This window comes from Ureibacillus sp. MALMAid1270, assembly GCF_049202975.1.
Classification (GTDB): Bacteria; Bacillota; Bacilli; order Bacillales_A; family Planococcaceae; genus Ureibacillus.
This window is the reverse complement of record NZ_JBMIRP010000059.1, coordinates 19,275-35,857: the sequence shown is the minus strand read 5'-3', so window position 1 is coordinate 35,857 and position 16,583 is coordinate 19,275. Positions and strand designations below refer to the sequence as shown.

The 16,583-nt window shown below is 34.1% G+C and carries 11 protein-coding genes; 9 read left to right on the top strand and 2 right to left on the bottom strand.

Annotation, left to right across the window (positions count from 1 at the left end; translation table 11 throughout):
* Positions 1-189: 189 nt before the first annotated feature.
* Positions 190-513 (bottom strand): AzlD domain-containing protein, encoded by a 324-nt coding sequence (locus ACOQFO_RS07450; RefSeq protein WP_421689054.1) that lies wholly within the window; start codon positions 511-513, stop codon positions 190-192.
* A complete protein-coding gene (locus tag ACOQFO_RS07445; RefSeq protein WP_421689053.1) occupies positions 510-1,232 on the bottom strand; it encodes an AzlC family ABC transporter permease in 723 nt (240 codons plus the stop codon). The genes ACOQFO_RS07450 and ACOQFO_RS07445 overlap by 4 nt, the downstream gene beginning before the upstream one ends.
* A 424-nt stretch (positions 1,233-1,656) precedes the next feature.
* Here ACOQFO_RS07445 and ACOQFO_RS07440 point away from each other — a divergent pair, with 424 nt between their 5' ends.
* From ACOQFO_RS07440 to ACOQFO_RS07400, 9 genes are all read left to right on the top strand, one after another.
* Positions 1,657-2,280: a TVP38/TMEM64 family protein gene (locus tag ACOQFO_RS07440; protein ID WP_421689052.1), complete on the top strand. Its 624-nt coding sequence runs from the start codon at positions 1,657-1,659 to the stop codon at positions 2,278-2,280.
* Positions 2,281-2,442: 162 nt separating this feature from the next.
* Complete coding sequence (addB, locus tag ACOQFO_RS07435) at positions 2,443-5,967, top strand: helicase-exonuclease AddAB subunit AddB (protein WP_421689051.1); 3,525 nt, start codon at positions 2,443-2,445, stop codon at positions 5,965-5,967.
* Entirely contained in the window at positions 5,948-9,673 is a 3,726-nt protein-coding gene (gene addA / locus ACOQFO_RS07430) for a helicase-exonuclease AddAB subunit AddA (protein ID WP_421689050.1), read from the top strand. The genes addB and addA overlap by 20 nt, the downstream gene beginning before the upstream one ends.
* 123 nt (positions 9,674-9,796) lie before the next feature.
* On the top strand, positions 9,797-10,963 hold the full coding sequence (locus ACOQFO_RS07425; protein ID WP_421689049.1) for a DUF418 domain-containing protein: 1,167 nt from the start codon (positions 9,797-9,799) through the stop codon (positions 10,961-10,963).
* 174 nt (positions 10,964-11,137) lie between these two features.
* Positions 11,138-12,040 (top strand): fumarylacetoacetate hydrolase family protein, encoded by a 903-nt coding sequence (locus tag ACOQFO_RS07420; protein WP_421689048.1) that lies wholly within the window; start codon positions 11,138-11,140, stop codon positions 12,038-12,040.
* A gap of 91 nt (positions 12,041-12,131) precedes the next feature.
* Positions 12,132-12,488: a YisL family protein gene (locus ACOQFO_RS07415; RefSeq protein WP_421689047.1), complete on the top strand. Its 357-nt coding sequence runs from the start codon at positions 12,132-12,134 to the stop codon at positions 12,486-12,488.
* Positions 12,489-12,814: 326 nt separating this feature from the next.
* On the top strand, positions 12,815-14,284 hold the full coding sequence (locus ACOQFO_RS07410) for an alpha-amylase family glycosyl hydrolase (protein ID WP_421689046.1): 1,470 nt from the start codon (positions 12,815-12,817) through the stop codon (positions 14,282-14,284).
* A 345-nt stretch (positions 14,285-14,629) separates the two neighbouring features.
* Positions 14,630-15,655: an ABC transporter ATP-binding protein gene (locus ACOQFO_RS07405; protein WP_421689045.1), complete on the top strand. Its 1,026-nt coding sequence runs from the start codon at positions 14,630-14,632 to the stop codon at positions 15,653-15,655.
* Positions 15,636-16,583 (top strand): ABC transporter ATP-binding protein, encoded by a 948-nt coding sequence (locus tag ACOQFO_RS07400; RefSeq protein ID WP_421689138.1) that lies wholly within the window; start codon positions 15,636-15,638, stop codon positions 16,581-16,583. The genes ACOQFO_RS07405 and ACOQFO_RS07400 overlap by 20 nt, the downstream gene beginning before the upstream one ends.

Genomic DNA, 16,583 nt, shown 5'->3' with positions numbered 1-16,583 from the left:
CGAAAAGTCGCTCAATTCTCGTGGAAAGTCGCTCAATTCCCGCGAAAAGTTGCTCAATCCCCGTGAAAAGTCGCTCAATCCCAAGAAAACTCGCTCATAACACCCCGCCCCCCACAAGAATCCCCTAAACAAAAAAAACATAACAGATTAAATCTGTTATGCTCGTAATACCATTTCATAGATTCATATTTAAAAAAAGTACCTTACGATAGCCATTGTGACAACACCAGCAACCACTGTTTGAGATAAACTCTTTGTAAAGATGGCAACCAAAACAGTTGGAATAAAGGCTGCAACATTAATCCAGTCCAATGTTACAAATCCATTCTCAGCATCCAGAAGTGATTCTATAACGAGTGCACTTAAAATACAAACTGGAATATACTTTAACCATCTAAGTACAACATCCGGTAACTGAACGCTACGTACCAGCATGAACGGAATTACTCGTGGAAGCCAAGTAACAATTGCACATCCAAGAATAATTAATACCATACCTAAAGTTGTCGTCATTTCTCAGTCACCACCCCAATCGTAGCTACGATGACTGTAGATAAAAGAACCGCAAGATGTCCTGGTAGGAAAAACATTAAGATGTACATACAAATAGCAACACAGCCGATAAGTTTTAAATAATGCATGAGCTTTGTTTTTCCTACATCTACAAGATTCAGAACGAGTAAGGCAACAAACATGGCAACAAGTGCAAAATCAAGACCCCAGCTTTCAGCATTTGGAATCCACTTTCCCAAAACCCCACCAATCGTACAAGAAGCAATCCATGTTAAATAGGCGGTGATATTTAAACCATCCATCCATCTGCCGCCTAGATGATTTTCTTTCATTAACTTTGTTACAGCTACCCCGAATGTCTCATCTGTTAACAATGATCCAAACCCAATATTACGTAAAGAGGAGTATCTAGTTAGATGAGGAGCTACAGTTAATGACATTAAAAAATGACGTAAATTTACAATAAATGTTGTAATGATAATGACTGATACTGGAGCACCTGCTACATATAAACCTACAAAGATAAACTGTGCAGATCCTGCGTAAATCAATACGGATAGTAGAAAAATCTCTAATATTGATACATTTGATGTGACGGCAATTACACCAAAGGCTAACCCAATGCTTATGTATCCAAGTAATGTAGGGATACAATCTCTAATTCCTTGTGAGAATGAATCCGTAGTTACTGATTGTTTAAATTCCGTTTGAGAAACCAACTGAATCTTCTCCTTTTCTAACATAGTACATATGCTTTTTAGCGATTTGGTTTTATCTATTAATAAGTAGATAAATGTACCCTTTGAAACCATAATACAACATATCACGTCCAATGTTGGGGTACATTGTAAAAAAATTTACCAATTTCGTAAAAAGAAATAAGCATTTCATTTGATGAACAGAACGCAAAAATTGATATAATAAAATGAAATGTTTCGAAAATTGTATTACATCAATTAGTATACATTTGTTAATAAAGTGAAACAATAGATTGGAAAACATTGGTTTCCTTTATGTGGTAATGGAAATAGTTCATTCACAAAATGAAGAAAAAAATACTACTATATAAAAATATCGTTTCTCTTAAGTTGATAATAAACAATCGTGAATGAAACATCATTTGAAAAATTGAGGTGTTACTTGTTGAGCGAATGGTTTACTGAAGAAAATATCCAAGCATTAGCTGCTCACTATCGTACACTTGGACCGCTAATAGGAATTTTGCTTCCATTTCTAGAAGCATTATTACCTTTTTTGCCCCTTGTTGTTATTGTTGTAGCAAATGTTAGCTCTTATGGTTTAATATTTGGTTTTTTCCTTTCATGGATTGGAACGGTTTTAGGATCCTACGTTGTCTTTTTAATTGTTCGAAAGTTTGGAAGAAATCCAAAGTTAAAACGTTTTATTGAAAGGGAAAATGTTCAAAAATTAATTAGATTCGTGGATATGCGCGGCCTGAGCCCATTATTTATCCTATTATGTTTTCCATTTACACCTTCTGTCTTGGTAAATATCGTGGCTGGTCTTTCACATATAAAAAAGAAATATTATTTATTTGTCTTATTAGCTGGTAAGTTTGTCATGGTATTAAGTATTAGTGTACTTGGATATGATTTGGGATCTTATTTTACACATCCAATTAAACTAGTATTTGTAGCTATTGCGATTCTATTACTATGGATTATTAGTAAAGCAGTTGAAAAACGATTAAATAACCGAGTTGAGCAAGATATAAGAGAATCTTCCCACGAAAAAATTAAGAAATAAAATATTTGTTTCATTCCACCAAGCGGTTTACAATAAGTTGTTATGTAAATCGCTTTTTCGTTTACATAACAAAAAGAATAGTACATGTTAAAATAGTATCGTAAAAATAACAGCAGAAAAAAGATGTTCATATAGATCACTTCAATAGAAGGAGGAAAGGAAATGTCTTTAAGAGTCATTAGTGGACGAGCTGGTTCAGGAAAATCAAGTTTAATTCATAAAGAAATTGTGAATGAGCTTAAAAAAGAGCCCTTAGGTTCACCTATTTACGTCATTGTTCCAGACCAAATGTCCTTTTCAACTGAATACGATTTAACAAACAAATTTGATATACAAGGCATAATGCGTGCCCAAGTTATGACATTTAAACGACTAGCATGGTATGTATTACAGGAAACAGGTGGAATTGCAAAAGATAAAATCGATAAGATCGGATATAGAATGTTAATCCGCCGATTACTTATGGAAAATAAAGATAAGTTCTCTTTATTCCGTCAGGCTGCTGATAAAAGAGGATTTACTGAAGAAATCGAAAAATTAATTAAAGAATTTGGACAATACAATATTCAAAGTGAAACATTAAATGAAGTGATTGAGCAATTAGAAGCGAAACAAGCACCTCATACTTTAATTTCTAAAACAAAAGATTTACAGATTATTTTAGAAGAATTAGAGAATGAACTAGGCGACACTTATGTAGATGGGGAAGCATATTACCCAGTATTGTTAGAGCAAATTAAAAACTCTGAACAGATTAAAAAAGCTCATATCTATATTGATGGGTTTACGCAATTTACTGTAAGAGAGTTTGAAATAGTAAAACAGTTATTAACTTACGCCGAGCGTGTTACGGTTGTTCTTCCTTTTGAAGATGAAGATGACAAAGATGATGAGCAAGCATTATTTTACCGTGGTGCGGTAATGTACGATAAGTTGATGGAAGAGGCAAACAATCTAAAAGTAGAAGTGGAACCTCGAGAACATTTATTTGGTAGTTACCGATTTAACAATCTAGATTTAAAACATATAGAAGCAAACTTCCATGAACCTATTTGGAAAGCTAGACAAGCACAGGGATTTGTTCAAGTTTTTGAGGGAGCAAACCGTCGCGCTGAGGTTCAAGCCATTGCCCGGGAAATATGTCGATTGGTGAAAGAGGAAAATATTCGATATAACGATATAGGGATTATGTATCGGCAAGCAGATATATATGACCCACTAATTTTAACAACTTTTTCACAATATGATATCCCTGTTTTCACAAATGAGAAAAAGCCGATGCTTCACCATCCGTTAATTGAATTCAGCAGGTCAATTCTTGAAGTAGTAACATCAAATTGGCAATACGAACCAGTATTTCGAAGTGTGAAAACGGATTTGTTTTTCCCGTTAAAAAGTAAATTAAGTGAAATGCGAGAAAAGGCAGATCGCTTCGAAAACTTCGTTATTGCACAAGGTATTTATGGTTATCGTTGGTTTGAAGACTCTCGTTTTCTTTATAAAAAATATAGAGGTTTAGAGTTTTTCACAAAACGTCAAACCGATGAAGAATTAGAAGTTCAACAAATCATTGATGAAATGAAGGACCTAATTCGCGAACCACTTTTAAGCTTGGCAAACAATTTGAAGGAAGCAGAAACAGGTAAAGATATTGCAATGGCTCTTTACCAATGCATAGAAGATTTACAAGTTTATGAAAAACTACAAACGTTAAAAGATGCCGAACTAGAAAATCATCAACTAATGGAAGCGAATGAACATGACCAAGCATGGAACAGATGGGTCAATGTTCTAGATCAATTTGTCATTATGTTTGGTGATCAAAAAATGACGATTGAAGAAGCAGCCAACATATTAGATGAAGGTTACGATACTCTAGAATTCTCAAGTATTCCTCCAGCTGTTGATGAAGTGAAAGTTGGAACAGTAGAATTCTCTCGCTATGATAATATGAAAGTCGTATTTGTTATTGGTGTAAATGATGGTGTTTACCCAATGAGAATGGATTATGAAGGGTTAATTACAGATGTGGATCGTGGATGGTTTGCTGCTGTTGATACGGAACTTTCTCCAACTTCAAAGCACCGACTATTACAAGAGGCTTTTCTTATTTATCGTGCATTTTCATCACCAACTGATCGACTTTATGTTACGTATTCAAGTGCAGATGAGGAAAGTAAATCCCTATTACCATCCCTTTATATTAATCGACTGCATAAATTGTTCGAAGTAAATGGTCAAAGAACGTTACCACATAAACGAATTTTAATTGATCCTATAGAAGAATTAGACCAAAACAATGTACTTTCTTATATAAGACATCCACGTACTTCGTTAGCATTTTTAATGATGCAACTAAGACAAGCACAATACTCACAAAACTTAGCACCTGAGTGGGTTGCTTTAAAAAGATTTTATGAGGAAAGTGCACAATGGAAGTCAGTTTTAGAAACGGTAATGCGACCATTAGAAAAGAAAAATGAAGCAGAGAAGTTAACTCAAGAAATCACTGACGAGTTATATGGTAAGGAATTAAATTCAAGTGTCTCTCGAATTGAAAAGTTTTATAGTTGTCCTTTTGCTCACTTTTCTACATACGGATTAGGGTTGGAGGAACGTGTTGAATACAAACTTGAAACTTTTGCAATGGGGGATTTATTCCATGAGGCATTAAAATGGATTTCTATTGAAACAGATAAACGCCAAATCTCTTGGAACAAGCTATCGCGTGAACAATGTGCCGAGTTAGCAAGACAAGCAGTTGAATATATTGTACCTGTTTTCTCTCATCAAATATTACTAAGTAGTGCGCGGTACCGATATATTCAACATAAATTAATCCGCATTGTTGAGAAAACGATGATTGCTTTATCGAATCAAGCTAAGAATTCACATTTCAAACCAATTGCGATTGAAGCATCTTTTGGACCAGGTAAAGAAATGCTGCCTCCACTTGAGTTTGATTTAAATGGTGGAAGAAAAATGCGTTTACGAGGTCGTATTGACCGAATAGACAGTGTAGAAATTGATAACAAAGCATACTTACGTGTAGTGGATTATAAATCATCAAGTCGTGATTTAGATTTAAATGAAGTTTACCACGGGTTATCTCTACAATTATTAACCTATTTAAATGTTGCTGTGCAGAATGCCAACCATTGGATTAAAGGGGAGGCAGAGCCTGCAGGAGTGCTATACGTTCATGTACACAATCCACTATTAAAACTAGATGAAGAGTTGGACGAGTCAACACTTGAAATAGAACGTTTAAAACAATATCGAATGAAAGGGTTACTAGCAGAAGATCTAAATGCATTAATATTAATGGATGAAGAGCTAGAAGTCTCTGGCAAATCAAAGATTATCCCAGTTCAATTCAAAAAAGATGGAACAGTATATCAAAGAAACTCGCGTGTTGTTCAACCTTTTGACATGCAAAATCTACAACAATATGTAGAGAAAAAGCATCAAGAAGCGGGGAATGGAATTCTAAATGGGGAAACGAGCATTCGTCCTTATAAATTAAAAAATAAAACCGCTTGTGATTTTTGTTCATATAAAGCTGTTTGCCAATTCGATGTATCTGATAATGTTCAGAAGTATCATCAACTGCAAGCAGAGCAATCCGATGCTATTGTAACCAAAATTAGTAAGGAGTTGAATAACGATGCGTCCAATACCAACTAAAGGTCCAGATGTCACATGGACAGATGAGCAGTGGAAAGCAATCTGGGCAACTGGTCAAGACACACTCGTCTCAGCTGCAGCCGGTTCGGGAAAAACAGCTGTTTTAATCAACCGAATGATTGAAAAAGTAATCGATAAAGAAAATCCAATTGACGTAGATGAATTACTAGTAGTTACTTTTACTAATGCATCTGCAGCTGAAATGCGTCATCGTATGGCAGAAGCATTAGAAAAAGAAATAGCAAAGGACCCAAATGACCAGCACTTAAGACGACAACTAAGTTTAGTTAATAAAGCGCAAATTTCTACTTTGCATTCATTCTGTTTATCAATTGTTCGTCAATATGCATATTTATTAGAGATTGATCCAGGATTTAGAATTGCTAATGAGGGAGAATCTTCCTTATTAAAAGATGATGTATTAGCACAAGTGTTAGAAGAGGCGTACGACAACAAAGACGAATCAAAAGTAAATGCTATTTATCGATTAGTTGATAGTTTTACATCGGATCGTGATGATTCAGCAATTGAAACTTTGATCGATAAACTGTATCAAACATCCCTTGTTCATCCAAAGCCCAACGAATGGTTACACTCTTTACCAGAACAGTACAAATTACAGGAGGATGTAACCATTGATGATTTACCATATATAACACACGTGAAAAATGCAATTCGATTCAGTTTACAAGAAGCCTATTCCTATGTTGAAGAGGTACGTCAACTTGCATTAAGACCTGATGGACCGGCTCCTTATGGTGAAACAGCCGAGTTCGATTTTATGTTATTACATGAAGCATTCCGTAGATTAGAGAATGGAACATGGCAGGAAATCTATGATTATTTCACAAATTTAAAATGGGAAACTCTATCACGTAAGAAACAAGATGGCGATCCTGATTTAAAAGAATTAGCTAAGAAAAAAAGAGATCAAGCCAAAAAAGTTGTTACGAAAATAAAAGAAGATTTTTTCACACGTACTCCTTCAAGATTACTTGAGGAAATTCGCTTAATGGCACCAATGATTGAAACTTTAGTTGAACTAACGGAAAACTATGGACGAAAATTTAAGGCTGCTAAGTTGGAACGTGGACTATTAGATTTCTCAGATTTAGAGCACTATGCTTTAGAAATTTTATCGGTAAACGTGGACGGAAATCTTCAACCTTCAGATGTGGCAAAAGAGTTTCAAGAGAAATTTAAAGAAGTTCTTGTAGATGAATATCAAGATACAAATATGCTACAAGAAACCATTTTGCAGTTAGTGAAGTCTGGGAAAGAGTTAGATGGAAACTTGTTTATGGTAGGAGACGTCAAACAATCCATATATCGATTCCGTCTAGCGGAACCTATGTTATTTTTAAACAAATATCTAAACTTTGAAGAAGAACCTGTTTCATCAGGATTAAAAATTGATCTAAACGCTAACTTCCGAAGCCGTAAGGAAGTTCTTCATGCAACAAACTATGTGTTTGAGCAAATTATGGGCAAAACTGTTGGAGAAATTGATTATGACGAAAAAGCAGGTCTAAAACCAAGTGCACCATATGATGAAGTGGAATCACCAGTTGAACTTGCCATTTTATATGAGAAACAGGAAGAAGAGACAACTGAAGATGAACTCGATGAAGAACTTCAAAATGTAGATGTGTTAAATGAGGAAGAAATCGCTAAATCACAACAAGAAGCAAGATTTATCATAAAAAGAATTAAAGAAATGATGGCTAATGGAACAACTGTTTACAATGCGAAAGAAAAAGATCCTGAAAAAAGAGTTCGTCCATTACGCTACAGTGATATTGTTATTCTAATGCGTTCTATGAATTGGTCTAATGATTTAGTGGAGGAATTTAAGGCAGCAGGTATACCATTATATGCAGAGTCTTCAAAAGGATACTTTGAGGCATTAGAAGTGATGGTAATGTTAAACGTCTTAACGGTAGTAGATAATCCGTATCAAGATATTCCATTGGCTTCCGTATTACGTTCGCCATTTGTTGGTTTAACTGAAAATGAACTTGCATTAATCCGTTTAGCGAAGAAAAATGTGCCTTTCTATGAAGCTGTGAAAATATTTGTTGATGAAGAACGTTCAGGAATTTCTTCAAATACAGCAGAAAAACTTCACAGATTTCTTCAAAATTTAGAAGTTTGGAGAGACATGGCACGTAGAGGTTCTCTATCGGATTTAATTTGGAAGATTTATAGTGACACGAATTATTATGAAATGGTCGGTGCCATGGCGAATGGGAAACAACGCCAAGCAAATTTAAGAACGTTACATGACCGTGCACTCATGTATGAAAAAACATCCTTCCGAGGTTTATTCCGATTCTTACGTTTTATCAATCGGATGAAATCAAGAGGGGATGATCTAGGAGTTGCCAAATCAATAGGTGAAAAAGATGATGTGGTTCGTTTAGTTACAATTCACTCTTCAAAAGGGTTAGAATATCCGGTAGTTTTTGTGGCAGGATTAGGACGTTCATTTAACCAAATGGACTTTTCAAACTCTTATTTATTCGACCAACAGTATGGTTTTGCAGTGAAGGCGATTGATCCAGAGAATCGAATAATGTACACATCCTTACCATTTATCGCGTTGAAGGAAAAGAAAATTCTTGAGATGAAGGCTGAAGAAATGCGTATTCTTTACGTTGCTATGACGCGTGCCAAAGAGCGTCTTATTTTAGTTGGGTCTGTGAAGGATTTTGAGAAAACGTCAGCAAAATGGTGTGAAGCTGGACACGCTCAAGGTGAGATGATACCAGAGTATGTTCGAGCTCGGGCAAAGAATTATTTAGATTGGATTGGACCGGCAATTGCAAGACATGAGTGTTTTACTTCATTTTATGAAAATGCTTATACACCTTTAAAACACCCATCTTTATGGAAAATTTCAGCGATTTCCAATGAAGAATTTATGAATAGTTCCTTCTTGAGTCAAGAAGAACAACATAGTGATCAATCAATTCAACGATTAGACGAAACACTTTATGAAGAAATAAATAAAAGATTTACAACAAAGTATCCATTTGAACATTCCATAACGAAAAAATCAAAAACAAGTGTTTCTGAGATCAAAAGGATTGAAAACCTACTAAGATTAGAAGAGCAAGATGAGTTCGAACTGACAGAACAACGTCAATTTTCCTCAGTAGCAAAACGTCCAATGTTCCTTCAACAAAAAGGATTGTCTCGAACTGAAATTGGTACAGCCATTCATACGGTTATGCAACATGCACCTAAACAAGGTTTCAAATCCACTGAAGAAATCGAAGAATATTTACAAAAACTTGTTGAACGTCAATTGTTGACTGTTGAAGAAATGAAAGTGGTTGATCTTGAGAAAGTAATGCAATTTTTCGATTCTTCAATTGGTAAAAGATTTATCAATGCTAAAAAAATCTATCGTGAATTGCCATTTACATTAAGTAGAAAAGATCAAGATGGCGATCGTCAAATTATCCAGGGGATTATTGACTGTTTAATTCTTGATGAGGAAGACAAGTGGATTTTACTAGATTATAAAACAGATACAATACACCCACATTTTAAAGAAGAACCTGCACTTACGAAAGAAATGACTGAACGTTATGGTGTACAACTTCGAATATATAGTGAAGCTGTTGAAGCTGTCTTAGGTGTAGCAGTAGATGAAAAAATCATCTATTTATATAATGCACAAAAAGAAATTCAACTTTAAAAATATTTGTGAGAGGATGAAAGGCATGTAATTTTCAATCTTCATCCTCTCCATTTTTCAATTTAAAGACGACATCATAATCGTCAATCTAGGTAAATACTTTTGTTAGAAAGGAATCGAATTGTGGAATTTCAACCAACAACACTAAATGAACGAATCGATTCACTTGATGTGATTAGAGGATTTAGTTTATTTGGTATTTTACTAGTTAATATGTTTGCCTTCTATTTACCAATGCCACATATTGATTTGCAAAATTGGTTTTCAGATGCGATAGATATTATCTGGCATCAAACATTAGATATTTATGTACAAAGTAGTTTTTATCCATTATTTTCAATATTATTTGGATATGGTATGGCAATGCAATACTTAAAGGCACAAAACACTGGTGCGCCATTTTATACATTTGCAAGAAAACGACTTATTATTTTGTTTGTTTTAGGAATGTTTCATGCGATTTTTATTTGGTGGGGCGATATTTTGGCAATGTATGCCTTTTGTGGTTTGTTCCTAATATTATTTATTCGTCTTAATCCGAAAAAAATCCTTACCAGTGGGCTTATTATTTACGGCTTAATGCATGTCTTATTTATCTCAGCTTACATTATGACAGGAATAGCAAATACTGAGGTAGAAGCAATGGCTGTTGATATTGTTATGGTTGAGAGTGCAATTACAGCATATGGTATCGGGAGTTGGGCAGAGTCATTTAGCCAAAGACTAAATGACTTATCGATTCAGATGGGTCCTGCTATGTGGATATCAGCATTGTTTACAATTTTACCTTATATGTTAATAGGGGCTGCTTTTGCTAAATGGCGTCTAATTGAACGTGCAAAAGAATTAAAAGTGTTATGGTTAATTATTGCTGCAATAGGAATTGGTGTAGGATTATTTATTAAAAGTGCGCCATTTTTATATGAAAGAACTTATTTATTGGAGTATTTAAAAGTCTATATTGGTGGCCCGATTCTTTCTTTAGGATACATGGCACTTATTGTTTCTATTTGCATGATTCCATTGATGACGAAAATTTTACATCCGATAAGTCTCGCGGGACGTATGTCATTAACAATCTATATCATGCAGTCGATCATTTGTACGATTATTTTTTATGATTTTGGATTTGGTTTATATGGTCAAATTAATGTACAAATGAGTGTATTAATTGCGATTGTCATTTTTATCGTTCAATTGATATTTGCTCTTATTTGGTTTATGAAGTTTAAACAAGGACCTCTGGAAGCAATGGTTAAAAGATTAATATACGGAAAAAAAACATTGTAAGAAGTGTAGGCAAAATGAAAAAGGTTATGTATGATGGAATCAAATCATTTTGTTGTGAAGTTTCATCAACAAATCATTTTACTTATTCGTATATTGGAAGATGAATAATATTGTAGAATAGCAACTTACCAATCTTTCATCATGCGGAATCAATAAGAAGGGGCGCTCATTGAAATGAAGATTTTATCTTTTAAGTTAAATGGTGAAGTAAAATTTGGACCGAAAGTTAAGAAAGAAGATGCTGTGTGGGATGTTTTAAAAATTCAACAAGAACTTAAAGTATTACCTACATTCCCAACAGATATTATTGGTGGCATTGCATTAGGTTTTGATTTCGTAGAACAAATTCGAAAACTAGTTGAGGCTGCGAAACAATCAGATTCAGTAAATGACTACAAATATGATTTTTCAAGTATAGAATGGCTTTCACCAATTCCAAGAACGCCAAAAAATATTATTTGTATCGGTAAAAATTACAATGAACATGCAAAAGAAATGGGTGCAAAAGAAGCACCAAAAAATTTAGTTGTCTTCACAAAAGCTCCAAATACAATTGCTGCTGATGGACAAACTTTACCAATCCATGCGGATAAAACTGAGGCACTAGATTATGAAGGTGAGTTAGCTGTAGTGATTGGTAAGACAGGTAAAAACATTCCTAAGAACCAAGTTTTTGATTATGTATTTGGCTATACAATTGCCAATGACATTACAGCCCGTGACCTTCAAGAACGTCATATTCAGTTTTTCTTAGGCAAAACATTAGATGGATCTTGTCCAATGGGTCCATACCTTGTATCAAAAGATGAAATACCAAACCCACAAAACTTAACGGTAGTAACAAAAGTAAATGGGGAAATACGTCAAAACGGATCAACGAAAGATATGATGTTCCAAGTAGAAGATTTAGTTTCAATTTTATCTCAATATGTAACTTTAGAACCTGGGGATGTCATTTTAACAGGAACACCAGCTGGAGTAGGAAAAGGTATGAAACCACCTACATTCTTAAAAGCTGGAGATGAAGTGAAAATTTCAATTGAAGGAATCGGAACATTAGTTAACCGATTTGAATAATGAATAATCTATTGATAAACTATTATATTTGAAATATCCACATTGAGTCTGGTAGGATATGAAATGATATGATAGAAAAGGTGGGAAAAGAATGGGTTTTTTAACTGATTCAACACATTTACACATCACAACTTGGGTAATCGCATTAATTTTATTTTTCATTGCTGCAACTGGAATTACGAAATCTAAAGCAGTACATATGGTATTAAGATTATTTTATATTTTAGTACTAGTATCTGGTGGAGCCTTATTCTTCCAATGGCGTGTAAATTACGAGTATGATATTAAATTCTTATTAGGAATTTTATTAATTGGTATGATGGAAATGATCTTAGTTCGACAAAAAAAGAACAAACCAGCTGGATTGTTCTGGGCACTATTTGCAATCATCCTATTTGCAACATTATTCTATGGTCTAAAGTTACAAATGGGCTTTGATTTATTCTAATTAATTTAGAGCTGTGTAGAAAATTCAATTCTCTACATAGCTCTTTTTTATTTTTTGATTACCAATTGAACTATTTGTCACTTTTTTGTCGCAAATTCTTTAGTTAATAACCAATTTATTTGGAAATAATAGCACTCTATCTGTTTTGTTTGGTAAAATGACGATGGATTTAACATTGTAAGAACGGGTACTTTATAAAATTGCACTACTTAAGTGTGTTACCTTCTATGAACAATGTGAAAATGTGTGGCGACTGTCATTGTTCTTTTATGTATGAAATCAGTTGGGGAAATTTATGTAAAAGAGCGTGCAGTAATTGATAGGAGATGGATATCTTGAAATTTACTAAATGGATTAGTACGATTGCAGCTACTGTACTAGCAACTATATTAACTGTTATACCAATGGTTAGTGCTAAAGAGGTAAGCACAATCGCAGATGAAAGTATATATGATGTATTAGTCGATCGTTACTTTAATGGCACAAGTGCAAATGACTTTGATGCCAATTCACAAGACCCTACTAAATTTACTGGTGGAGACTTTGTAGGTATTACGAAACAACTCTCTCAAATTACAAAAATGGGCTTTACCATTATTTCACTAGGTTCTATATTCCCAACTGAAAAATATGATGGGTCACTTGTAACATCATACAATGGCTTTGATCAACACTTTGGAACAGAGGAAGAATTTGTTTCTTTGGTAAACACTTTAAAAAATAATAAAATGAAAACGATGATTGATTTCCCACTATCGAATGTTAGTGAAAATCATGAATGGGTTAAGGATTCTACAAAAGCTAATTGGATTCTAGAAATTTCCAATGGACAAGTGCGTTGGGATTTGGCGAATGAAGAAGTACAACAAGCATTAATTGAAGAAATCGCTCAATTTGTTTCCACTTACGATGTTGGTGGAGTACGTTTAACAAATATAGAAGGTGCTAGTACAGAATTTCTAGATGAAATAATCGAGGCGATTAAAGAAGTAGATGATACAACTTATGTCATTTCTAACGGTGAAAGTGATGCAAACTTCGATGCTTCTTATTTCGATGATACGTATCAAATATATCGTTCAATCTATAAAAATGTAGACCAAGATTCATCGTTACAACTAAAAAACCTGGAAGCATATATGAGTGGGGAAGGTAAACCAACTCAATTAATGTTTGATCATATCAATAGTGATCGCTTTGTAATGGATGTAGAAGCACACCCACCGACTCGTGCAAAAATGGCGTTGGCTTCAACATTACTATTACCAGGTCTTCCTGTAATGCAATATGGTACAGAAATCGCGATGAATGGTGCGGTTGGCCCGGAATCTCATCAGATTTATAACTTTAAAACAGATACTGAATTAGTCGATTTTATTAAAAATATTCAAACACTTAGAAACAGTTCTGATACATTACGTAGTGGAGATTTCCAATTAATCAAAAATGAAAACGGACTATTAACATTCATGCGTTCTTCTGAAGATGAAAAATGGATTGTAGTTATTAATAACACCGGACAAACACAACGCATTGATATTTCACCAGATATGGTTGGAGAAGGAAAAGAACTCCAAGCTATGCTAGAAACCGAAGTCGTGAGAGTAAATGATGAAGGTATATATCCTATTGTTCTCGACCGCGAGATTGTCGAAATCTATCAAGTAATTGACGAAAGAGGTATTAATGTTGCTTATATGATAGCTTTAGGTGTTGTTTATATCATCTTTATCGCGTTTATCATTGTGATCATGAAGAAGTCCAAACGTAAGAAAAACGCTAATAATTCCATATAAACACTAGTTCAAAAGAGCGAATAAATGGGTTTAAAACTCATTTATTCGCTCTTTTTATTTTAGTAAATTTATACTTTACTTCATTAGAGTGATAAATTGATAAAGTGCTTAATCATAGGCCTTTCTTAACTATATAATAAGATTCTATTATGTTACATATAATAAAAAACGATCATATATTTGTTAAATTATAGTTATTTTTGTATCGAATTTTGTCGAATGAGGGAAGATTTTAAAAATTCTCGTAATTTACGTTGACAAGATATAAATCTAATGAATATAATTTCTATAAATTTATAACATTTGTAAAATTTAAAAAAATAGTTTTGGGAGGAGGAGTAATTTTTGAAGACAACTGATGAGCTGTTGAGAATTAGAGATTTACATACAGGGTTCCGTATAAAAGATACATATTTTGATGCAGTTGATGGCGTATCTTTATCGCTTCGTAAGAACGAAATTCTCGCAATCGTAGGTGAGTCTGGTTGTGGAAAAAGTACGTTAGCAACATCTGTAATAGGTTTGCTAGATCGAAACAAAACACGAATTCAGGGGGAAATCCTATATAAAAATAAAAATTTAGCTAGTATGACTGAGGACGAGCTAAATGAAATTCGTGGTTTAGATATTAGTATGATTTTCCAGGACCCATTATCTGCATTAAATCCATTAATGAGAATTGGGGATCAGATCGAGGAAAGTTTAATCTATCATACTGATTTAACGAAAGAACAAAGAAGAGAACGTGTAATTGAACTATTAAACCAAGTAGGTATTCGTAATCCTGAACGCGTTGCTAGACAATTCCCACACCAATTATCTGGTGGGATGCGTCAAAGGGTAATTATAGCAATCGCTATTTCTTGTAAGCCACAAATTATCATTGCAGATGAACCAACAACTGCATTAGATGTAACGATACAAGCACAAATTTTAGACTTATTAATCGATTTGCAAAATGAAACTGGTGCTGGAATTATCTTAATTACTCACGATTTAGGTGTTGTTGCTGAGGTAGCTGATCGGGTAGCAGTAATGTATGCAGGTGAAATTATTGAAGAAGCGCCAGTAGAAGAATTATTCAATAATCCAAAACATCCATACACAAGATCGTTATTTAATTCAATACCACAAATGAATAAAGAGAATGCTAGATTAAATGTAATTGAAGGTATTGTTCCTTCATTAATTAATCTTCCACGTGAAGGTTGTCGTTTTTCTTCACGAATTTCTTGGATTCCTGAGGAAGCACACGAGGATAACCCTACTTTACACGAGGTTTCACCAGGTCACTTTGTAAGATGTACTTGTTGGAAACATTTCCACTTCAAGAGCGATATAGGGGGTAGCCATCATGTTTATGCAGATTAATAACTTAAAAGTGCATTATCCAGTACGTGGTGGATTTTTTAATAGAGTAATAGACCATGTTCATGCTGTTGATGGAGTTACAATGGAGTTCGAAAAAGGTAAAGCATACGGACTTGTTGGTGAATCTGGTTGTGGGAAGTCTACAACTGGTAAGTCAATTATCGGACTTGAAAAAATTACATCTGGAAAAATCATCTATGAAGGCGAAGATGTAACAAATAAGCGCCGTGATAGAAAGTCTGCTTATAATCGAGATATCCAAATGATTTTCCAAGATTCACATTCTTCGATGAATCCTAGAAAACGAGTTCAAGATATTTTAGCTGAGCCAATTCGCAATTTCTTAAAATTATCACCGCAAGAAGAAAGAAGAAGAATTAACGAACTTCTGGCGATCGTTGGGATGCCAGAGGATTCTAGATTAAAATATCCACATGAATTCTCAGGTGGACAAAAACAACGTTTAGGGATTGCAAGAGCTATTGCAACGAATCCAAAGATTATTATTGCGGATGAGCCTGTTTCTGCACTTGACCTTTCCGTACAAGCACAAGTATTAAACTTTATGAAAGACATTCAAAACGAATATGGACTAACATATTTATTTATTTCCCACGATTTGGGTGTTGTTAAACATATGTGCGATCATATTTCAATTATGTATAAAGGACGTTTCGTTGAAACTGGTTCAACTGGGGAAATTTTCGGAAATCCTCAACACATTTATACAAAACGTTTACTATCAGCTATTCCTGAAGTATCTCCAAATGGAAGAGAAGAACGTAAACGTGAACGATTAAATGTAGAAACACATTATCAAAAAGAACATAACAAATCCTTTGATGAAAAAGGACGTGTGTTTGATTTAGTACCAATTTCAAATTCACACTTCGTAGCAGCATCTCCGACAAGTAAGGAGGTCATCTAA